Origin of the sequence: Streptomyces sp. DT224, assembly GCF_049844595.1 — a bacterium.
Classification (GTDB): Bacteria; Actinomycetota; Actinomycetes; order Streptomycetales; family Streptomycetaceae; genus Streptomyces.
The window spans coordinates 73,760-93,520 of sequence record NZ_JBNCLI010000001.1; the positions used below are offsets into that span (position 1 = coordinate 73,760).

The 19,761-nt window shown below is 72.8% G+C and carries 22 protein-coding genes; 12 read left to right on the plus strand and 10 right to left on the minus strand.

Going from position 1 to position 19,761, the window contains the following annotated elements; translation table 11 throughout:
• Window positions 1-168: 168 nt before the first annotated feature.
• Both ACLQ2N_RS00335 and ACLQ2N_RS00340 read right to left on the minus strand, forming a co-directional pair.
• Window positions 169-1,008 carry a transglutaminase-like domain-containing protein gene (locus ACLQ2N_RS00335; RefSeq protein ID WP_425808283.1) on the minus strand — a complete coding sequence of 280 codons (840 nt, stop codon included), beginning with the start codon at window positions 1,006-1,008 and terminating at the stop codon, window positions 169-171.
• Window positions 1,009-1,011: 3 nt separating this feature from the next.
• Window positions 1,012-2,010 carry a GNAT family N-acetyltransferase gene (locus ACLQ2N_RS00340; protein WP_425808284.1) on the minus strand — a complete coding sequence of 333 codons (999 nt, stop codon included), beginning with the start codon at window positions 2,008-2,010 and terminating at the stop codon, window positions 1,012-1,014.
• A 117-nt stretch (window positions 2,011-2,127) separates the two neighbouring features.
• Here ACLQ2N_RS00340 and fdxA point away from each other — a divergent pair, with 117 nt between their 5' ends.
• Both fdxA and dapC read left to right on the plus strand, forming a co-directional pair.
• Window positions 2,128-2,448, plus strand: coding sequence for a ferredoxin (gene fdxA / locus ACLQ2N_RS00345; protein ID WP_018105475.1), 321 nt, complete (start codon window positions 2,128-2,130; stop codon window positions 2,446-2,448).
• A 118-nt stretch (window positions 2,449-2,566) separates the two neighbouring features.
• Entirely contained in the window at window positions 2,567-3,661 is a 1,095-nt protein-coding gene (gene dapC / locus ACLQ2N_RS00350; protein ID WP_425808285.1) for a succinyldiaminopimelate transaminase, read from the plus strand.
• Between the two features lie 65 nt (window positions 3,662-3,726).
• On the opposite strand, the gene ACLQ2N_RS00355 is transcribed toward dapC, so the two are convergent.
• Window positions 3,727-4,125 carry an ATP-binding protein gene (locus ACLQ2N_RS00355; protein WP_425808286.1) on the minus strand — a complete coding sequence of 133 codons (399 nt, stop codon included), beginning with the start codon at window positions 4,123-4,125 and terminating at the stop codon, window positions 3,727-3,729.
• Window positions 4,126-4,439: 314 nt separating this feature from the next.
• Window positions 4,440-5,363, minus strand: coding sequence for a hypothetical protein (locus ACLQ2N_RS00360; protein WP_425808287.1), 924 nt, complete (start codon window positions 5,361-5,363; stop codon window positions 4,440-4,442).
• Between the two features lie 35 nt (window positions 5,364-5,398).
• On the opposite strand from ACLQ2N_RS00360, the gene dapE reads away from it, so the two are divergent.
• Window positions 5,399-6,478, plus strand: coding sequence for a succinyl-diaminopimelate desuccinylase (gene dapE, locus ACLQ2N_RS00365; protein ID WP_425808288.1), 1,080 nt, complete (start codon window positions 5,399-5,401; stop codon window positions 6,476-6,478).
• 109 nt (window positions 6,479-6,587) lie between these two features.
• Window positions 6,588-7,373, plus strand: a complete 786-nt coding sequence (locus ACLQ2N_RS00370; protein WP_361031807.1) for a TIGR00730 family Rossman fold protein — start codon at window positions 6,588-6,590, stop codon at window positions 7,371-7,373.
• A 111-nt stretch (window positions 7,374-7,484) separates the two neighbouring features.
• Here the strand turns inward: ACLQ2N_RS00370 and folP are convergent, their stop codons facing one another.
• On the minus strand, window positions 7,485-8,345 hold the full coding sequence (gene folP, locus ACLQ2N_RS00375; RefSeq protein ID WP_425808952.1) for a dihydropteroate synthase: 861 nt from the start codon (window positions 8,343-8,345) through the stop codon (window positions 7,485-7,487).
• 133 nt (window positions 8,346-8,478) lie between these two features.
• On the opposite strand from folP, the gene ACLQ2N_RS00380 reads away from it, so the two are divergent.
• Both ACLQ2N_RS00380 and ACLQ2N_RS00385 read left to right on the plus strand, forming a co-directional pair.
• Window positions 8,479-8,901: a hypothetical protein gene (locus tag ACLQ2N_RS00380; RefSeq protein ID WP_425808289.1), complete on the plus strand. Its 423-nt coding sequence runs from the start codon at window positions 8,479-8,481 to the stop codon at window positions 8,899-8,901.
• Entirely contained in the window at window positions 8,898-9,485 is a 588-nt protein-coding gene (locus tag ACLQ2N_RS00385) for a DNA-3-methyladenine glycosylase I (RefSeq protein ID WP_425808290.1), read from the plus strand. Before ACLQ2N_RS00380 ends, ACLQ2N_RS00385 begins: the two co-directional genes overlap by 4 nt.
• 10 nt (window positions 9,486-9,495) lie before the next feature.
• Here ACLQ2N_RS00385 and ACLQ2N_RS00390 read toward each other — a convergent pair whose 3' ends face one another.
• Window positions 9,496-10,308, minus strand: coding sequence for an enoyl-CoA hydratase/isomerase family protein (locus ACLQ2N_RS00390; RefSeq protein ID WP_425808291.1), 813 nt, complete (start codon window positions 10,306-10,308; stop codon window positions 9,496-9,498).
• Between the two features lie 315 nt (window positions 10,309-10,623).
• Between ACLQ2N_RS00390 and ACLQ2N_RS00395 the strand changes: the two genes are divergently transcribed.
• Complete coding sequence (locus ACLQ2N_RS00395; RefSeq protein WP_018105485.1) at window positions 10,624-10,791, plus strand: DUF3117 domain-containing protein; 168 nt, start codon at window positions 10,624-10,626, stop codon at window positions 10,789-10,791.
• 100 nt (window positions 10,792-10,891) lie between these two features.
• Here ACLQ2N_RS00395 and ACLQ2N_RS00400 read toward each other — a convergent pair whose 3' ends face one another.
• A complete protein-coding gene (locus ACLQ2N_RS00400) occupies window positions 10,892-11,557 on the minus strand; it encodes an O-methyltransferase (protein WP_425808292.1) in 666 nt (221 codons plus the stop codon).
• Window positions 11,558-11,735: 178 nt separating this feature from the next.
• Between ACLQ2N_RS00400 and sigE the strand changes: the two genes are divergently transcribed.
• The 5 genes from sigE to ACLQ2N_RS00425 all read left to right on the plus strand — a co-directional run bounded on the left by sigE (window position 11,736) and on the right by ACLQ2N_RS00425 (window position 16,627).
• Window positions 11,736-12,503 carry an RNA polymerase sigma factor SigE gene (gene sigE, locus ACLQ2N_RS00405; RefSeq protein ID WP_425808293.1) on the plus strand — a complete coding sequence of 256 codons (768 nt, stop codon included), beginning with the start codon at window positions 11,736-11,738 and terminating at the stop codon, window positions 12,501-12,503.
• Window positions 12,500-13,483: a zf-HC2 domain-containing protein gene (locus ACLQ2N_RS00410; RefSeq protein ID WP_425808294.1), complete on the plus strand. Its 984-nt coding sequence runs from the start codon at window positions 12,500-12,502 to the stop codon at window positions 13,481-13,483. The genes sigE and ACLQ2N_RS00410 overlap by 4 nt, the downstream gene beginning before the upstream one ends.
• Before the next feature lie 123 nt (window positions 13,484-13,606).
• Window positions 13,607-15,277, plus strand: a complete 1,671-nt coding sequence (locus tag ACLQ2N_RS00415) for a trypsin-like peptidase domain-containing protein (protein WP_425808295.1) — start codon at window positions 13,607-13,609, stop codon at window positions 15,275-15,277.
• 99 nt (window positions 15,278-15,376) lie between these two features.
• On the plus strand, window positions 15,377-15,853 hold the full coding sequence (locus tag ACLQ2N_RS00420) for a sec-independent translocase (protein WP_425808296.1): 477 nt from the start codon (window positions 15,377-15,379) through the stop codon (window positions 15,851-15,853).
• Window positions 15,854-15,970: 117 nt separating this feature from the next.
• Entirely contained in the window at window positions 15,971-16,627 is a 657-nt protein-coding gene (locus ACLQ2N_RS00425) for a hypothetical protein (protein WP_425808297.1), read from the plus strand.
• A gap of 64 nt (window positions 16,628-16,691) precedes the next feature.
• Here the strand turns inward: ACLQ2N_RS00425 and ACLQ2N_RS00430 are convergent, their stop codons facing one another.
• Genes ACLQ2N_RS00430 through ACLQ2N_RS00440 form a run of 3 tightly spaced genes read right to left on the minus strand, consistent with a single transcriptional unit; the run spans window position 16,692 to window position 19,688 of the window.
• Window positions 16,692-17,825, minus strand: coding sequence for an Mrp/NBP35 family ATP-binding protein (locus tag ACLQ2N_RS00430; protein ID WP_425808298.1), 1,134 nt, complete (start codon window positions 17,823-17,825; stop codon window positions 16,692-16,694).
• Between the two features lie 44 nt (window positions 17,826-17,869).
• The gene (locus ACLQ2N_RS00435) at window positions 17,870-18,424 is read right to left on the minus strand and encodes a DUF1003 domain-containing protein (RefSeq protein ID WP_425808299.1); all 555 of its coding nucleotides are present in this window, start codon (window positions 18,422-18,424) and stop codon (window positions 17,870-17,872) included.
• On the minus strand, window positions 18,414-19,688 hold the full coding sequence (locus ACLQ2N_RS00440; RefSeq protein WP_425808300.1) for a magnesium transporter MgtE N-terminal domain-containing protein: 1,275 nt from the start codon (window positions 19,686-19,688) through the stop codon (window positions 18,414-18,416). Before ACLQ2N_RS00440 ends, ACLQ2N_RS00435 begins: the two co-directional genes overlap by 11 nt.
• Window positions 19,689-19,761 lie beyond the last annotated feature (73 nt).

Sequence of the window (19,761 nt, forward strand, 5' to 3'; positions counted from 1 at the left end):
AGTGGCTACGTGATCCACCGTCAGTCCGAACCGGGAAGCGCGCCATCGGAGAGCGCCGCATGGGGGCTGCGGCATGGGCCCATCGAGTGGCGAAGAACGGATCATCACCCGTTGGACGGCATGCCACGCCCCAGGAGGTTTGAGCGCCGCGTCCGAGCTCCCGCTCCGTCAGTTCAGGAGCGCCCGCGCCGCCCGCGCACTGGCGCGCACCGCCTCCGCCACGGCCGGCTCCACCTCCTCCACGACCCGCGCGTACTCCTCCATCTCGGCCGCGCCGCGCAGGAACTCGCCCGCGCGCACCAGCAGCTGGGCGTGCTCGTAGCGCAGCCGGGCCGGGTGCGACGGCAGCAGCAGAGACAGCTCCGCCGCCCACAGCGCCACGGCCGTGTGCTCCGGGCGGGCCGCGGCCCAGGCCCGGATGTTGTTCAGGACCCGCAGCACGACCTCCAGCGGCCGCGCGGGCTCCAGCGACGACGGCTCCCACCGCTCCCCGGTCGCGCTCGTCACCAGCAGCTCCGCGTCCTGGTCCGTCAGCGGCCGGCCCCCGGCGAACGGATCGGCGAGCACCCGCTCGCCCGGGTCGCCGAAGCCGACCACGAAATGACCCGGCAGAGCCACCCCGTACACCGGGGCGCCCGCCCGACGGGCGACCTCGATCCACACCACCGACAGCAGGATCGGCAGCCCGCGCCGCCGCCGCAGCACCTCGTGCAGCAGGGACGACTCCAGCCGCTGGTAGTCCGCCGTCGAGCCCTCGAACCCGCACCGCTCACCGAGCAGTTCGGCCAGCGCCGACGCCCAGGCGTGGGCGCCGCGCAGCCCGTACGGCAGCAGCCCGGCCAGCCGGTCCAGCTCGATCTGGGCCTCGTCGATGCCGTGCGCGTCCAGCGCCGGATCGGCCTGTGCCGCCACCAGCAGGCACAGCAGCGCCAAGTCGGGGCGCTCGGCCCTGGCCTCCTCCGCGAACCGGCGGCGCAGCTCCTCGCGGTCGTTCCTCTCGGGGACCACCGGTCACACCGGCCGGAAGTGGTGGTAGCGGTGGTGCGTGGCGAAGCCCATCCCGTCGTACAGCGCGCGGGCGCCCTCGTTGTCCGCCTCCACCTGGAGCCAGGCGGCCGAGGCGCCCTCGTCCATCGCCTGCCGGGCCAGCGCGGTCATCACGGCGGTCGCCAGCCCTCGGCGCCGGTGCCCGGGAGCCACCTCGACGGCCATGAAGCCGGCCCACCGCCCGTCCACCACGCACCGCCCGATCGCGGCGGGCTCCTCACCTTCCTCGCCGGGCACGGTCGCGAACCACACCGAGGGGCCGCCGTGCAGCACCGCCGTCACCTCCGGCCCCGGCGTCCCGACGCGCTGGTAGCGGGCGAGCCACGCCGCGTCGGCCGTGCGGTCCAGCCGGACCCGGGAGACCTCGGCGGGCAGGTCACCGACCGGGGCGAGCGCAGCGATCCGCACCTCCGCCGTCACCTCGCGGCGCCAGCCGTGCTCCTCCAGTGCCGCGCACAGCTCCTCCTGCGCGCCCTCGGCGCCGGTCGCGGTCTGGGCGTACGCGGGCAGCCCCCGTTCCGCGTACCACTCCCGGACACGAGCGAGCGCCTCACCGAGCGGCATGCCCGGGTCGCCGAGCGGCAGCACCGAGTTGGCGCGGCGGGTGAATCCCGCGGAGGCGCGCAGCAGCCAGTCGCCCAGCGGTTCGCTCTCCACGGGCTGCCAGGCACGCGCGGTCACCCGGGCGAGTTCGGCGAAGGAGGCGGCGGGGCCGCGCCGCCGGGCCGGGGCGGACGGCACGACCTTGCCCGCCACGAGGGAGGACTCCGCGATGCGCACCGACTCGCCGTTCCTGGGTGTGACGCACAGCACGCCGTCGTTCCACGATGTGAGAACGCCAACCGTGTCGGTGAACTTCGACCCGTCGGAGCCGTCCGCGGTCACACGTCGGACTGATACCCGTTTGCCCACGTCAGCCGACGTAATGCGGACCTCCAGCCGTCCGCCGATGGTGAATTCCACAGCTCTGTCCGCCCCTCCTGTTCGGATCGTGCCCGCGAACGGAGATACTAGGTGCGGGCATCGACGACGCCGCGCTCCCGCGCGAGAGCCAACGCCCTACCGAGGAGGAACGACAGCGTGACCTACGTCATCGCGCAGCCTTGTGTCGACGTCAAGGACAAGGCCTGCATCGAAGAGTGCCCCGTCGACTGCATCTACGAGGGCCAGCGGTCCTTGTACATCCACCCGGACGAGTGCGTCGACTGTGGAGCCTGCGAGCCGGTCTGCCCGGTGGAAGCGATCTTCTACGAGGACGACACCCCGGACGAGTGGAAGGACTACTACAAGGCGAACGTCGAGTTCTTCGACGACCTCGGTTCGCCGGGTGGTGCCTCCAAGCTCGGCCTGATCGAGCGCGACCACGCGTTCATCGCCGCGCTGCCGCCGCAGAACCAGTAACAGCGCTCCGGCACGTGCGCCGCCCCGGTCCCGTACGGCTCGCCGCCGTGCGGGACCGCGGTGTTTCCCGCCCCCGCCGGGCCGCCCGCGTGAACTCCGTACGAGAAAGCAGAGAGCCGTGTCCGCAGTCTCCTCCCGCCTCCCGGTCTTCCCCTGGGACAAGCTGGCGCCCTACAAGTCGACGGCCCAGGCCCACCCGGACGGGATCGTGGACCTGTCCGTCGGCACGCCCGTCGACCCGGTGCCCGAGCTGATCCGGGAGGCGCTCGTCGCGGCCGCCGACAGCCCCGGCTATCCGACGGTGTGGGGCACCGCCGCGCTGCGCGACGCGCTCACCGGCTGGGTGGAGCGGCGGCTCGGCGCGGTCTCGGTCGCCCACGAGAACGTGCTGCCCGTCGTCGGCTCCAAGGAGCTGGTGGCCTGGCTGCCGACCCAGCTCGGCCTGGGCCCCGGCGACAAGGTCGCCTACCCGCGCCTCGCCTACCCGACGTACGAGGTCGGCGCCCGGCTCTGCGGCGCGGAGCCGGTGGCCTACGACGACCCGACCGAGCTCGACCCGGCCGGCCTGAAGCTCCTCTGGCTCAACTCCCCGTCCAACCCGACCGGCCGCGTCCTCGCCGAGGACGAGCTGATCCGGATCGTCGCCTGGGCGCGCGAGCACGGCGTACTGGTCTTCAGCGACGAGTGCTACCTGGAGCTGGGCTGGGAGGCGGAGCCGGTCTCCGTGCTCCACCCGGACGTCTGCGGCGGTACGTACGAGGGCATCGTCGCCGTCCACTCCCTGTCGAAGCGGTCCAACCTCGCGGGCTACCGCGCCGCGTTCATCGCGGGCGACGCGGCGGTGCTGAGCGAACTGCTGTTGATCCGCAAGCACGGCGGCATGATGACGCCCGCGCCCGTCCAGGCCGCGACCGTCGCCGCGCTCGGCGACGACACGCACGTGGCCGAGCAGCGTGCCCGGTACGCGGACCGGCGCGCCGCCCTGCGCACGGCCCTGGAGGCCCACGGCTTCCGCATCGAGCACAGCGAGGCGAGCCTCTACCTCTGGGCCACCCGCGACGAACCCTGCTGGGACACCGTGGCGTACCTGGCGGAGCTGGGCATCCTGGTCGCGCCCGGCGACTTCTACGGACCGGCCGGCGACCGCTTCGTCCGCGTGGCGTTCACGGCCACGGACGAGCGCGTGGCGGCGGCGGTCAAGCGCCTCGGCTGACCACCGGCGTACCCGAGGGGCCCCGGCAGCACACGCTCCCGGGGGCCCCTCACGCGTGGCGGGCCTCAGCCGAGCGGCAGACCCTGGGTGAGCGCGTCGGTGGGCAGGCCGCCCTTGGCCGCCTTGGAGACGGTGCCGGTGGCCCCGCCCTTGGTGGCGCCGGAGACCTTCTTGGCGGCGGGGGCGGCCTTGCCGCCGACGTCGGTGAGCGTCTTGCCCGCCACCGGCAGCGCGGTGCCGACGAGCTTGCCGCCGGTCTCGGTCGCGGCGCCCGAGGCCGGCTTGGCGGCGCCTTCGACCGTCTTGCCGAGACCGGAACCCTCGACGCTGGTGAGGCCGCCGAGGTCCGTGGCCTGCGGGAGCTCCGCGGCACCCGCGGCACCGGCCGCACCGACCACGGGGGCCGCACCCGCCGCGATCAGCAGCGCGGTACGGGCGATCCGACGGGTCAGGGGGAGGGACATGATGCTCCTTCGACGGGAGGGGAATTCGGGCTGTCCGTGAGCCGGACGCCATGACAACCGTCGTGGGGGCGGGTGAGGTTGCGGTGCGCGGACGTAAAGACTGAGCAACGCGTCGGATAATCCTCAGCGGAGGAACCCGGGCAAACGGTGCGTCGGGCGATGGGTCGGTGAACCGTCACTGCCCTTGCGCGGCAAGGGGTACGGGAGCCGTCGAGGCGGTCGCCGGGCCGCCGCCGGAGGGGCGCCGGGGGCGCACGACGGTACCCCCGTGCGGGCGACAGTCCGCACGCGTGGGCGGTCACCCCGAAGCACCCTCAGCGCACGAGCCGCAGCCGTACCTCGTCCGTGTCCGACGCCTCGCGCCGCGACGCCTCGCGTTCCGTGTGCCAGCCGGAGCCGGCCGCCCAGACCCGGCCCCCGTACGCGACCTCGTCGATGCCCAGCGCCTCGGACTGCGCCACGGCCCAGTGCGCCAACTCCCAGCCGCGCTGCGGTACGCCGTCCCGGTCGGCGCGGCGGTCCGCCCGCACCGGGACCGTGAGCGCGCCCGGGGAGGAGGGGCCCGCCGTGCCGGTGCCGGCCGGCAGCACGCCCTTGCCGAAGGCGCTCACCAGAGCCGTCCGCACCTTCGTCGCGTCGCCGGCACCGGCGGTGGTCCGCGGTGGCTCGCAGTCCAGCGCGGCCGGTGTGCGGCCGGTCAGCGCGGCGGCCAGCACCGCGGCGTCCGGCTCGTGCTTCGCGTACGCCTGCGGGAAGCCGCTGCGCTGGACGCGCTGCGCGGCCTCGGTCAGCGGCAGCCGCGAATAGCCCGGCACCTTCGCCAGGTGCTGGTAGAACTTCCCGGCCGCGTACACCGGGTCCATGATCTGCCGTGCGGTGCCCCAGCCCTGCGAGGGCCGCTGCTGGAACAGCCCGAGCGAGTCCCGGTCGCCGTGGTCGAGGTTGTGCAGCGCGGACTCCTGCAACGCCGTGGCCAGCGCGATGGTCACCGCGCGCTCCGGCATCCCGCGCCGGGTGCCGACCGCGGAGATCGTCGCGGCGTTCGCGGCCTGCTCGGGCGTCAGCCGGTACGAACCGTCCGCCGACCGCACCGTGCACTGGTCGGACCCGCGTCCGCCCGAAACGTACTGAACCGTCAGATAACCGGCCACCGCCGCGAGCACACCGAAGGCCGCCACGATCCGCAGCCGGCGACTGCGGCCGGGACGCCGGGGAGCAGCGGAATCGGTCCTGGTCACGGGGCCACCGTACGACAGACGCTAGGGTCGTAGCCATGGCCGAAAGCATGCTTGACCTCACCCTGGACGGGCCCGCCCTCACCGCCGCGCTCGTGGACTTCCCCTCGGTCAGCGGGGACGAGAAGGACCTGGCCGACGCCATCGAGACGGCGCTGCGCGCACTGCCGCACCTGACCGTCGAGCGGTACGGGAACAACGTCGTGGCCCGGACGGATCTCGGCCGTTCCGAACGCGTCATCCTGGCCGGGCACATCGACACCGTGCCGATCGCCGACAACGTGCCCTCGCGGCTCGACGCGGACGGCCTCCTCTGGGGCTGCGGCACCTCCGACATGAAGTCCGGAGTCGCCGTCCAGCTGCGCATCGCCGCCACCGTGCCCGAGCCGAACCGGGACCTCACCTTCGTCTTCTACGACCAGGAGGAGGTCGCCGCCCACCTCAACGGTCTCGGCCGCATCGCCGACGCCCGCCCGGACTGGCTGAAGGGCGACTTCGCCATCCTTCTTGAGGGCTCGAACGGCGAGGTCGAGGGCGGCTGCCAGGGCACCCTGCGGGTCTTCCTCCACCTGGAGGGCGAGCGGGCGCACTCCGCGCGCAGCTGGATGGGGTCCAACGCCATCCACGCCGCCGCCCCGGTCCTCGCCCGCCTCGCCGCGTACGAGCCCCGGCGGCCCGTGATCGACGGCCTGGAGTACCACGAGGGCCTGAACGCCGTACGCATCGAGGGCGGCGTCGCCAACAACGTCATCCCCGACGCCTGCACGGTCGTCGTCAACTACCGCTACGCCCCCGACCTCGGCCAGGAAGAGGCCCTGGCCCACGTCCGCGAGGTCTTCGCGGACTGCGGCGTCGCGCAGTTCACGGTGGACGACCACTCCGGCGCGGCGATGCCCGGCCTCTCCCACCCGGCGGCCAAGGCGTTCATGGACGCGGTCGGCGGCGTCGCCCGGCCCAAGTTCGGCTGGACGGACGTGGCCCGCTTCGGCCCCCTCGGCGTCCCGGCGGTCAACTACGGCCCCGGCGACCCGGTCCTCGCCCACAAGCGCGACGAGCACGTCAAGGTCGAGCGCATCACCCACTGCGAGGACCGCCTGCGCTCCTGGCTCACCGCCTGACCCACGACCTGACCTCCCGGATTCCCCTGTCCGTAACCCGTGGCGATCTACGCTGGCGGGAGACGGAGGCGTCGCAGGGCGCCCCCGACGTCGGCGGAGGGAGCAGGTCATGGGCAACCGCGAGGATGCGCGCATTCCCGAGGGTGCGGAGATCCCCGAGGGCGCGGTACGGCCCGAGGAACAGCGCCTCGGCCCCGTACTGCGCCGCAGGGACCAGGTGCAGCCCGGAACGACCGATCAGCGGCTGCTGGACTCCGAGGACGACTCCGAGTGGGTGCACACCGACCCGTGGCGGGTGATGCGCATCCAGTCGGAGTTCGTCGAGGGCTTCGGCGCGCTCGCCGAACTGCCGAGCGCCATCAGCGTCTTCGGCTCGGCCCGCACACCCGCCGGTGCGCCGGAATACGAGGCGGGCGTACGGATCGGCAGGGCGCTGGTCGACGCGGGCTTCGCGGTCATCACCGGGGGCGGCCCGGGCGCGATGGAGGCGGCGAACCGGGGCGCGCGCGAGGCGAGCGGCATCTCGGTCGGCCTCGGCATCGAGCTGCCCTTCGAGTCCGGGCTGAACCCGCACGTCGACATCGGCGTCAACTTCCGCTACTTCTTCGTCCGCAAGACGATGTTCGTCAAGTACGCCCAGGGCTTCGTCGTCCTGCCCGGCGGCCTGGGCACCCTGGACGAGCTCTTCGAGGCTCTCACCCTCGTCCAGACGGGCAAGGTCACCCGCTTCCCGATCGTCCTCTTCGGCACGGCCTACTGGGGCGGCCTGGTGGACTGGCTCCGCGACACGGTGGTGGCCCAGGGCAAGGCGTCGGAGAAGGACCTTCTGCTGTTCCACGTCACGGACGACGTGGACGAGGCGGTGGCGCTGGTGACGAAGGAGGTCGGGCGGTGAGCCGGAAGACGGGCCCCGTCGGCGGTTGAGGCGCGGGGCCCCGCGGGGCAGCGCCCCGGTTCCGGGAAGGGGCGGGTAGGGGAACAGGTCCGCCGCAGGCGCACCCGCCCCCTACGCCAGCCCCCTCCGCGCGACCGCCGGCGGTCGCCACCCCGCGATCGACGCGACCATGTCCAGGACATCCCGCGTCTCGGCCACCTCGTGCACCCGGTACACCCGCGCTCCCAACCACGCGGACACCGCGGTCGTCGCCAGGGTCCCCAGCAACCGCTCCTTCACCGGCCGGTCCAGCGTCTCGCCCACGAAGTCCTTGTTGGAGAGCGAGACCAGCACCGGCCACCCCGTCTCCGCCATCTCGCCGAGCCGTCGCGTCGCCTCCAGCGAGTGCCGGGTGTTCTTGCCGAAGTCGTGACCGGGATCGATCATGATCCCGTCGGGCCGGACCCCGAGGGAGACGGCCCGCTCGGCCAGCCCCACGGTCACCCGGAGGATGTCGGCCATCACGTCCTCGTACCCCACCCGGTGCGGCCGCGTCCGCGGCTCCGCCCCGCCGGCGTGCGTGCACACGAGTCCCGCCCCGTACCGTGCGGCCACCTCCGCGAGCTTCGGGTCCACCCCGCCCCACGCGTCGTTCAGCAGGTCCGCCCCCGCCTCGCAGACCGCCTCGCCGACCTCATGGCGCCAGGTGTCGACGCTGATGACCACGTCCGGGTGGAGCCGGCGCACCTCGGCGACGAACCCGACCGTGCGGCGGACCTCCTCCTCGGCGGTGACCTCCTCGCCGGGACCGGCCTTGACGCCGCCGATGTCGATGATCGCCGCGCCGTCGGCCACGGCCCGCTCGACCCGGGCGAGGGCCGGCTCGTCCTGGAAGGTGGCGCCCCGGTCGTAGAAGGAGTCCGGGGTGCGGTTCACGATCGCCATGATCACCTGCTCGTGCTCCCCGAATTCGCGCCGCCCCAGCCGGAGCACACCGCTTGCCATCCGCGTCCCTTCCTGTGAATCCGCCGGCGGAACAACCCCCGCCGGCCAACAGCCGACACTAACTGCCGGTACCGCATGGCACGATCGGACCCGGACGAATTCCGCTCCCGGGGAGATACGCGTGTTCTTGTTCTTGCTGCTGGCGATGGTGGTGGTGGTTGCCGCGGTCACCCTCGCGGTGGTCGGTGGAGGCAGAAGCGCCGTCCTGCAGGACGTGGCGCCCGAACAGCTGACGGACCCGCTGCCCGCGTCGCGCCCGGTCGGCCGCGCGGACGTCGAGGCGCTGCGGCTCCCCGTCGGCCTCCGGGGCTACCGGATGCCGGACGTGGATGACGCGCTCGGCCGGCTCGGCGCGGAGCTCGCCGAGCGGGACGCGCGGATCGCGGAGCTGGAATCGGCGCTGGCCGGCGCGCAGGCGACCCGGACGGGCGGGCCCGACCTCCTCAAGGGAGGGCAGGACCAGCCGCCCCGCCCCTGGCAGCCCCCCGAGACCGCCGGCCGGACGGACGAGCCGCCGGCCCGCGACGAGGAGCCCGGCCGATGACCGGCGGAGCCGTGGCGGCGGCGGACGGCGGACTGCGCTGCCCCTGGGGCCTGTCCACCGAGGACTACCTCTGGTACCACGACACGGAGTGGGGCCGACCGGTCCACGGCGACGACGCGCTGTTCGAGCGGCTGTGCCTGGAGGCGTTCCAGTCGGGTCTCTCCTGGCTGACGATCCTGCGCCGCCGCGAGGGCTTCCGCAGCGCGTTCGCGGGGTTCAGCATCCCGGCGGTCGCGGAGTTCACGGAGGCGGACCGGGAGCGGCTGCTGGCCGACGAGGGCATCATCCGCAACCGCGCGAAGGTCGACGCGACCATGGCCAACGCCCGGGTGCTGGCCGGCTGGGGCGCCGGTGAGCTGGACGAGCTGATCTGGTCGTACGCCCCCGACCCGCTGAGCCGCCCGGCCCCGAAGACCCTCGGGGACGTGCCGGCGGTCACCCCCGAATCCACGGCCCTGGCCAAGGAGCTGAAGAAGCGGGGGCTGCGGTTCATCGGACCGACCACGGCCTACGCCCTGATGCAGGCGTGCGGCCTGGTGGACGACCACCTCGCCGACTGCGTCTCCCGCCCCACCCCGGCGTGATTCCCGGGGCCTACCGCCCCAGATACTTCGGCTTCTCCTTCGCGAGGAACGCCCGCACGGCGATCCCGTGGTCCTCGGACACGCCCGCCTTCGTCTGGAGCTCGTCCTCCTTCTCCAGGGCCTCGGCCAGGGTGTGACCGGCGCCGAAGGCGAGCGACTCCTTGATCGCCGCGTAGGCGACGGTCGGCCCGTCGGCCAGGGCGCGGGCCACGGCGGCCGCCTCGGCGGCCAGCTCGGCGGCGGGCACCAGCTTGTTGACGATGCCCAGCTCGTGGGCGTCGCGCGCGGAGATGGAGCGCGGGAAGAGCAGCAGGTCGGCGGCGCGGCTCTGGCCGATGAGCCGGGGCAGCGTCCAGGAGACGCCCGAGTCGGCGGTGAGGGCGACCCCGGCGAACGAGGTGTTGAAGGAGGCGGTGTCGGCGGCCACCCGGTAGTCGCAGGCGAGCGCGAAGCCGAAACCCGCGCCGGCGGCGGCGCCGTTGATCCCGGCCACGACCGGCTTCGGCATCTCGGTGAGCGCCCGCACGATGGGGTTGTAGTGCTCCTGCACGGTGCTGAGCGCGTTGCCCTCGCCCGCCGCCTCGGTCTCGGCGAGCTTGCCCAGGTGCTCCTTGAGGTCCTGCCCGACGCAGAAGGCGCGCTCCCCGGCCGCGGTGAGCAGCACCGCCCGTACGCCGGTGTCGGCGGCGGCGGACCGCAGGGCGTCGCGGAGGGCGACCTTGGCGGCGGTGTTCATGGCGTTCATCGCGCCGGGGCGGTCGATCGTGATGGTCGCGAGCCCGTCGCTGATGTCGTACCGCACCACGTCGTTGTGATCGGCCATGTGAGGGGTCCCCTTTGTGTGTCGTTCACCTGCGTCTCCACGCAAGCATGGCCGACTTCGCCGGAGGCGGACATGTGACCTGCGTCAAACATTTCCGCACCGCGGAGGGGCTCAAGGGGCCGAAGTATCCCAGTGAGGTCCCCGAATTGGGTGGTTTTGAGTGAGCGCGTTGCCCAAGAGATGCAGAGCGATGTTGGTCATCAAGGCCGGTGATGCGGGATAATGGCGTGGAAGCACTGTGTTCGATGCCGGTGAGGCAGCGCCTGTCATGGGGCCGCCGGTTGCGATGAGCTGGTTTCAGGAAGGGGAACGAGCATGGCGGCCATGAAGCCGCGGACGGGCGACGGCCCGCTCGAGGTGACAAAGGAGGGGCGGGGCATCGTCATGCGAGTTCCGCTCGAAGGCGGCGGTCGGCTTGTCGTGGAGCTGACGCCGGACGAGGCCGATGCCCTCGGCGATGCCCTCAAGCAGGTCGTCGGCTGAGCAGACGCTCATAACTTCACCGCTGCCCCGGCATGGTTCCCGTGCCGGGGCAGCGGTGCGTCCGGAGCCGGTACGGTGACGGAGCGGGCGGGCGTACGCCTCAGCCGCGCCGGACCGCGCAGAGCAGACCGTCGCCCACCGGCAGCAGCGTCGCCATCAGCTCCTGGCTCTCGCGGACCGCGCGCAGCAGCTCCCGTACCCGCAGCACCTCCGCGGGCTGGGCGGCCGAGTCGACCGTCCGGCCGTCCGCGAAGACGCCCTCGAAGCAGACGAGCCCCCCAGGTCGCAGCAGGCGCAACGATTCAGCGAGACAGTCCAGGCTCTCCATCCGGTCGCCGTCGCAGAACACGAGGTCGTAGCCGCCGTCCGCGAGGCGGGGGAGCACGTCCAGGGCGCGCCCGGGGATGAAACGGGACCGGTTGGCCGCGAAGCCCGCGGCGCGGAACGCCTCGCGGGCGAACTGCTGGCGCTCGGGCTCCGGGTCGACCGTGGTCAGCACCCCGTCCGGCCGCATCCCGTGCAGCAGATAGATGCCGGACACGCCGGTGCCGGTACCGATTTCCGCGACGGCCTTGGCGTCCGTGGTGGCAGCGAGCAGGCGCAGGGCGGCCCCGGTGCCTGGCGAGACCGAGCGGAGCCCTGCCTCGCGTGCCCGGTCCCGGGCCCAGCGCAGTGCTTCGTCCTCGGCGACAAAGGCGTCGGCGAACGCCCAGCTCGTCTGCCGGTTGGCGGTGATGGCCCTCTCCTGTCCCCTTGGTTGGCGCAACGGTGACTGTATCCGCTGGACCCGGGAACCCGCAGATGGGACCGGGCGTTGTCCAAAGGTGGGGAGAAGCCCGGGAACGAGGCCCGCCGGTCGGGTCCGTGGCACGGGTGGGCTTGCGGGGACATCCCCGGCCCCAGCTGGGAAAAAGGCTTATCCGGAGCTAACGGGCGAGGTGGTTATGGTAGGGGCTCCACTGGACACCACCAGAGCCGATAGGGGAGGTGCGGCTGCGCCTGTGGATCGGGGAGGAGTGCTGCGGCGCTTTCTCAGGTCGGCGGGTGAGCCGAAATCCGTGACCGACATCGCTGACCGTTCTTCCAAAGACTCCGCACCGACCGCGACCTTCGCCTCCGATGCGGAATCCCAGGCGTGGACCCCGCCCACATGGGAAGAGATCGTCAGCACACACAGCGGCCGCGTCTACCGCCTCGCCTACCGGCTGACGGGAAACCAGCACGACGCGGAGGACCTCACGCAGGAGGTCTTCGTCCGTGTCTTCCGTTCGCTGTCGACCTACACGCCCGGCACCTTCGAGGGCTGGCTGCACCGCATCACGACCAATCTCTTCCTGGACATGGTCCGCCGCAAGCAGCGCATCCGCTTCGACTCCCTCGGGGACGAGGCCGCCGAGCGGCTGCCCAGCCGCGAGCCGTCGCCCCAGCAGGTCTTCAACGACACCCACTTCGACGCCGACGTCCAGCAGGCGCTGGACACCCTCGCGCCCGAATTCCGGGCCGCCGTCGTCCTCTGCGACATCGAGGGCCTTTCGTACGAGGAGATCGCGGCGACGCTCGGCGTGAAGCTGGGCACCGTACGCAGCCGCATCCACCGCGGGCGCTCCCACCTGCGCAAGGCGCTGCGGCACCGCTCGCCCGAGGCGCGCGCCGAGCAGCGTTCCCTCGCGGGCGCCGGCGTCCTCCTGGCAGGGGAGGGCGGCACGGCGTGAGCCCAACGGATCCGACCCCCGCGGAACAACACCTGGGGGACCGCCTCGCCGCGCTCGTCGACGGCGAGCTGAAGCACGACGCCCGCGACCGGGTGCTCGCCCATCTCGCGACCTGCGCCAAGTGCGCGGCCGAGGCGGCCGCCCAGCGCCGCCTGAAGAACGTGTTCGCGCAGGCCGCCCAGCCCTCGCCCTCCGAAGGCTTCCTGGCCCGCCTCCAGGGGCTTCCGGGCGGACCGCCCGGGGGTGACGACGACCGGCAGGGAAGACCCGAGGGTGCCTCCGGGCGGTTCGGTGACGGGCTCTTCCCGGGGACGCGCCCACCGGGCGGCCGGGCGGACCTCACCATCGCCCCCGGCCCCGTGGACGGCTTCGGCTACCTCCCCGCAGCCCACGGGGGGGGCACGGCGCTGCCCTCCACCGGTCCGGGCTTCCGCATCCACGAGGTGGGCCGCGAGGGCGACCGCTCACCGTGGCGGGGCCGCAGATTCGCCTTCGCCGCAGCCAGCGCCGTCTCGCTGGCGGCCATCGCGCTCGGCGGCGCCCTCCCGACGACCACCGGCGAGACCCCGACCCGTGCCTCCGGTCCGGGCAACAGCGTGGTCCCGGCCGGCGCCGACGCCCGGACCGGCGGCGCCCTCCTGTCCGGCCGGCGGAACGGGCCGGACCAGGGCATGCGCTCCGCGTCCGGCCGGGCGGACCGCCCGGTCTCCCTCGCGGTGAACACGGTCTCGGCGGGGTTCGCCGCTCCGTCGTTGCTGGGTTCCGGCCGGCTCTCCGGCAATCCGTACGGGCTGGGCCTCCGCTCCGACACGTCCGCGATACGCCCCGGCGGGGCCGGTTCGCTGCTGGGCCGCACCCTGGGCGGCGGGCTCGACCCCGTCCCGCCCGCCCCCACCCCGCAGCCCTCCCTGCCGCCCACCTCCGCCGCCGCGCAGCCGGCTTCCGCCGGCCACGGACTGCCCCTCTGGCCCCGCCGCTGATCCCGCACCCGGTCCGGGCTGCGCAGCCCCGGACCAAACCTGGTTGAATTCCGGCAGGATTTTCGGGAGGGACGTCCCCGCGGGGGCGTGCGGAGGGCCGGTTGCGGCAGTTGCGGGGAGAACATGGACGACGGGAAGCCGACCGAGCCCAGGGCGAAGTGGTGGAGCCGGCCCACGCCGGGGAGCGCCGCGCCCCCGGAGCCTCCCGTCGAGGACGCGGTGCCGGATCCGAAGACCCTGTCCCCGGGCGGAATTCCGGCTCCGGACGAGGCCCCGGCGGCTGTCGCGGCGCCGACGGCGGCTGAGCCCCCGACGTCCTCCGAGGCCCATGACACCGCCCGCCGCGCCGGGCAGCCCCTGCACGAGCCCGACCCGTACGGCACCCCGCCCTACGGCGGTCCCGGACCGTGGGCGCCCGCCCCTCCCGTACAGCGTCCGACACCCGCGCACGGCACGCCCGTACCCCCGCCGTACGCGGGGACGGACGGCGCGGGGACATCCGTCGCGCCGGACCACACCGCGACCCGGACCTTCCCGCCCCCGGCACCGCCCCAGCACCCGCAGGAAGCCGCGCACGCGCCGGACGCCCACCCCCCGGCCCCGCAGTGGCAGAGCTACGACCCCTGGGGTGCGCCCCGGCAGCCCCTCGTCACCCAGCCGGGCCCCCCGCTCCCCGACGGCCGGCGGAAGAACCGGCGCGGCGGGCTGCTGATCGGCGCGCTGCTCCTCGCCCTGGTCGCGGGCGGCATCGGCGGCGGCATAGGCGCGTACATAGAACGCAACGGCGGTCTCACCAGCATCGAGCTTCCCCAGGACGAGCGGGACGGCGGCGGCCGCGCGCCGGACAGCGTGGCCGGCATCGCGGCCAGCGCCCTGCCCAGCGTGGTCACCCTGCACGTCAGCGGCGCCACCGAGGCCGGCACCGGCACCGGCTTCGTCCTCGACGACCGGGGCCACATCCTCACCAACAACCACGTGGTCGCCCCGGCCGGTTCGTCCGGCGAGATCACCGTCACGTTCAGCGGGGGCGAGACCGCGACCGCCGAGGTCGTCGGCAAGGACAGCGGTTACGACCTGGCCGTGGTGAAGGTCAGCGGCGTATCCGGGCTGAAGCCGCTCGCGCTGGGCAACTCCGACAACGTCCGGGTCGGCGACCCGGTGGTGGCCATCGGCGCGCCGTTCGACCTGTCCAACACCGTCACCTCCGGCATCATCAGCGCCAAGGACCGCCCGATCACCGCGGGCGGCGAGAAGGGCGACGGCAGCGACGTCAGCTACGTCAACGCGCTCCAGACGGACGCCCCGATCAACCCGGGCAACTCCGGCGGCCCGCTGGTCGACACCGATGCCCATGTCATCGGCATCAACAGCGCCATCCGCGCCGCCGACAGCGGCTCGGCCGGCGAGGGCGGGCAGGCCGGGTCCATCGGCCTCGGCTTCGCCATCCCGATCAACCAGGGCAAGCAGGTCGCCGAGGAACTGATCAACACCGGCAAGGCGACCCACCCGGTGATCGGCGTCACGCTCGACATGAAGTACAACGGTGACGGGGCCAAGGTCGGCGGGAGCACGCAGAACTCCTCGCCCGTCACGGCGGGCGGCCCGGCCGACAAGGCCGGCATCGAGGCGGACGACGTCATCACCGAGGTGGACGGCAAGCGGGTGCACAGCGGTGAGGAGCTCATCGTCAAGATCCGCTCGCACCGGCCGGGCGACCGGCTGCAGCTGACCGTGACCCGCGGTGGTAAAGACCTGTCCATAACTTTGACGCTGGGCTCGGCAACCGGCACGTGACGGCCACGGGAAGCTACCGTCCGGACAGATTCGCCGGGTACCGTGTTGGATGTCCGGACCTCATCCGAGCTGGTCGCGGAGAACACGAGGAGCCGCAAGGTGTTCAACGACATAGGTGCACTCGAGCTGCTGGCGCTCGCGATTCTCGGCGTGCTCGTCTTCGGCCCGGACAAACTGCCCAAGGTCATCCAGGACGTCTCCCGCTTCATCCGCAAGATCCGTGAGTTCTCGGAGAGCGCCAAGGAGGACATCCGCACGGAGCTGGGCCCGGAGTTCAAGGACTTCGAGTTCGAGGACCTCAACCCCAAGACGTTCGTCCGCAAGCAGCTCATGGACGGCAACGACGACCTGGGGCTGAAGGAGATCCGCGAGAGCTTCGACCTGCGCAAGGAGCTCACCGAGGTCACCGACGCGGTGAACGGGCGTGGCACCGCGTCCGTCGAGGCGAAGACCGGCGTGTCGGGCGGTGCCTCGGTCACGGCCGCGAACGGCTCGCAGGGCGCTCCGGATCTGCTCAAGAAGGGCGAGCAGCCGCCGAAGGACACCCCGCCGCCGTTCGACGCGGACGCCACCTGAGGGCTGCCAATCCCGGGTCGTCCGGACGGTATGGCTATTCTCCATCTGTCCGGTTGTGAGGACGCCCGCGGGGGCGGGCCGCTCCGGACCCTGAGGATCGAGGAGGCGGCCGGGCTGATGGAGACGACGAGTCGGGTGGGCGCACAGGACGCGCCGGACACGGTGGAGGCGGTCCCGGCGGCCCGGCTCATGGTGGTCGACGGCTATCTGAAGGCCCCCTTCCCCTGGTACGCGCTGGACGAGGCGTTCACCGGCCCGCGCCGGCTGATGCCGCTGGGCACCGCCGCCGACGGCGAGGTGCAGCACGGCTCCATCGGGCACGGCGACGAACCGCTGGTCCGCGCCGACTCGGGCACCGACAAGCAGCGGTTCGCGGTCGTGGTGACCGTCGCCAGCAGCCCCGTACGGCGCAGTGGTGACGGCACCGGGGTCCTGGAGGCGACGACGGTGTCCTCCGCGGCCTGGCTGGCCGGCTCCGGGCTGCTGTCCTGCACCTGGCCCCCGCAGCTCGACCACACCCTGCGCGACGACTGGCTGGACCAGCAGACGGAGACCGCGTTCGAGCTCGCCGACGATCTGGAGGGCCCCGCCTGGTCGGCGCTCTCCCTGCCGGTCGACGGGGTCCCGGTCCCCTTCCACTACCGCGAGTCCGAGTTCGGCTGGGTGCTGGCCGGCTCCGCCCCCGGCGCCGTGCACATCGGCGCCTACGGGCGCGGGATGAGCGCGTACGGGCTGGGCTTCTCCGTGGTCAAGGACATCGAGGCGTACGCGTAACGGGTGCGACGACGGGGAAGGCCGGGACCCGCGGGTCCCGGCCTTCCCCGTATCCGTGCGCGCGTCAGAACTTGTTGCGCGGGGTGATGCCCAGCGACATGCCGGACAGGCCGCGCTGACGGCCGCTCAGCTTGCCGGCGATGGTGCGCAGCGCCTTGCCTGCGGGGGAGTCGGGGTCGGAGAGCACGACGGGCTTGCCCTCGTCGCCGCCCTCGCGCAGCCGTACGTCGATCGGGATCGCGCCCAGCACCGGCACCTCGGCGCCGATCGTCTTCGTCAGCCCCTCGGCGACCTTCGCGCCGCCGCCCGAACCGAAGACGTCGACCATCTCGTCGCAGTGCGGGCACGGCATGCCGGACATGTTCTCGACGACGCCGACGATCTTCTGGTGGGTCTGCACGGCGATCGAGCCGGCACGCTCGGCCACTTCGGCTGCGGCCTGCTGCGGGGTCGTGACGACCAGGATCTCCGCGTTCGGCACGAGCTGCGCGACCGAGATCGCGATGTCACCGGTGCCCGGCGGCAGGTCGAGCAGCAGGACGTCCAGGTCGCCCCAGAAGACGTCGGCCAGGAACTGCTGGAGCGCGCGGTGCAGCATCGGGCCGCGCCAGACCACCGGGGCGTTGCCCGGGGTGAACATGCCGATGGAGATGACCTTCACGCCGTGCGAGGACGGCGGCATGATCATGTTCTCGACCTGGGTCGGACGGCCGTCCACGCCGAGCATCCGGGGCACGCTGTGACCGTAGATGTCCGCGTCCACGACGCCGACCTTGAGCCCGTCCGCCGCCATGGCCGCGGCCAGGTTGACCGTCACCGAGGACTTGCCGACGCCGCCCTTGCCGGAGGCGACCGCGTACACCCGGGTCAGTGAGCCGGGCTTCGCGAACGGCACCTCGCGCTCCGCCGTGCCGCCGCGCAGCGAGGCCGCGAGGTCCTTGCGCTGCTCGTCGCTCATCACGTCGAGGGTGACGTCGACCCGCGAGACGCCCTCGACAGCGGCCACCGCGTCGGTCACGTTCCGGGTGATCGTCTCGCGCATCGGACAGCCGGAGACGGTGAGGTACACCGTGACAGCGACCACGCCGTCAGGATCGATGTCGACCGATTTCACCATGCCGAGTTCGGTGATCGGGCGGTGGATCTCGGGGTCGTTCACTGTCGCCAGTGCCTCAAGCACCGCGTCTTCCGTAGCCATACGGACGATGGTACGGCGCCTCACGCTACGCGCGGGTAGCCCCGTCAGCGGTCTTCGTCACTCTCGGCGGAGAGCAGCGCCCGGCGGTCGTCCAGGTCCTTCACCAGGTCCTCCAGTTCGGAGCGGATCCAGTCTCGGGTGGCGACTTCGCCGAGGCCCATCCGCAGCGCCGCGATCTCCCTGGTCAGGTACTCGGTGTCGGCGATGGAGCGCTCGTTCTGCTTGCGGTCCTGCTCGTGGGTGACCCGGTCCCGGTCGTCCTGCCGGTTCTGCGCGAGCAGGATCAGCGGAGCCGCGTACGACGCCTGGAGCGAGAGCATCAGGGTCAGGAAGATGAACGGGTACTCGTCGAACCGCAGGTGCTCGGGCGCGAAGATGTTCCACGCCACCCACACGATGATGATCAGCGTCATCCAGACGATGAACCGGCCGGTGCCCAGGAAGCGCGCGATGCGCTCCGAGAACCGGCCGAACGCCTCGGGGTCGTACTCCGGCAGCAGCCGCCGGCGCGGCGCCTTCGGCTGGTCGAGCCGGGCCCTCGGCGTGCGGGTCAGCGCCGTCGAGCCGTTCGAGGCCCTGGCGCGGTCCTCACCGGCCACGGAGCACCCCCTCGCCGCCGTGGAAGTCGGTCTCCCGCCAGTCCTCCGGCAGCAGGTGGTCCAGCACGTCGTCCACGGTCACCGCGCCCAGCAGCGAACCGCTCTCGTCCACCACCGGCACCGACACCAGGTTGTACGCCGCCAGATAACTGGTCACCACCGACAGCGGGGTGTCCGGCGGCAGCGGCACCAGGTCGCTGTCCAAAAGTGAGCTGACCAGGGTGAACGGCGGGTCGCGCAGCAGCCGCTGGAAGTGCACCGTGCCCAGGTACTTGCCCGTCGGCGTCTCGTCCGGCGACCGGCACACGTACACCTGTGCGGCGAGCGCCGGTGACAGGTCCGACTGGCGCACCCGGGCGAGCGCGTCGGCGACCGTGGCGTCCGGGCGCAGGATGACCGGTTCCGTGGTCATGAGGCCGCCCGCGGTGCGCTCCTCGTACGACATCAGCCGCCGCACGTCCGCCGCGTCGCCCGGGCGCATCAACGTCAGCAGCCGCTCCTTGTCCTCCTCGGGCAGCTCGGAGAGCAGGTCGGCCGCGTCGTCCGGGTCCATCGCCTCCAGGACGTCCGCCGCGCGCTCCTCCTGGAGCTTGCCGATGATCTCCACCTGGTCGTCCTCGGGCAGCTCCTCCAGGACGTCGGCGAGCCGGTCGTCGTCCAGCGCGGCCGCGACCTCGGCCCGGCGCTTCGGCGTCAGGTGGTGCAGCGCGTTGGCGACGTCGGCGGGGCGCAGCTTCTCGAAGGTGGCCACCAGGGACTCGGCTCCCTGCCCGTGCTCCTCCAGCGAGAAACCCTTCACCGCCGACCACTCGACGGTCAGGGTCTCGCCCTTGCGGCGCAGCGCCCCGCCCCGGCCCTTGCGGACGAAGTACTTGTCGATCTCCCAGTCCCGGCGGGCGGGCAGCTGCTGGATGGCCACGTCCAGGATGGTGACCTCCTCGTCCGTCTCCACCAGGCGCACCCGGCGGTCGAGGAACTCGCCGAGCACCAGGCGCTCGGTGGGCCGCTGCTCGAAGCGCCGCATGTTGACCACGCCCGTGGTGATCACCTGCCCCGACTCCACGCCCGTCACCCGGGTCATCGGCAGGAAGATCCGCCGCCGGCTCACCACCTCGACCACCATGCCGAGCAGCCGGGGCGGCCGGCCGCCGACGCGGAGCATCGCGACCAGGTCGCGGACGCGCCCCACCTGGTCGCCGTTGGGGTCGAAGACCGGCACACCGGACAGGTGCGAGACGAACACCCGGGGCGTCACCGGCGTCATCCCCGCACCTCCTCGTTCGCCTCCGAACGGCCCCCGGCCGCCCGCTTCCGACAGTTATTGCACTGTTATGACG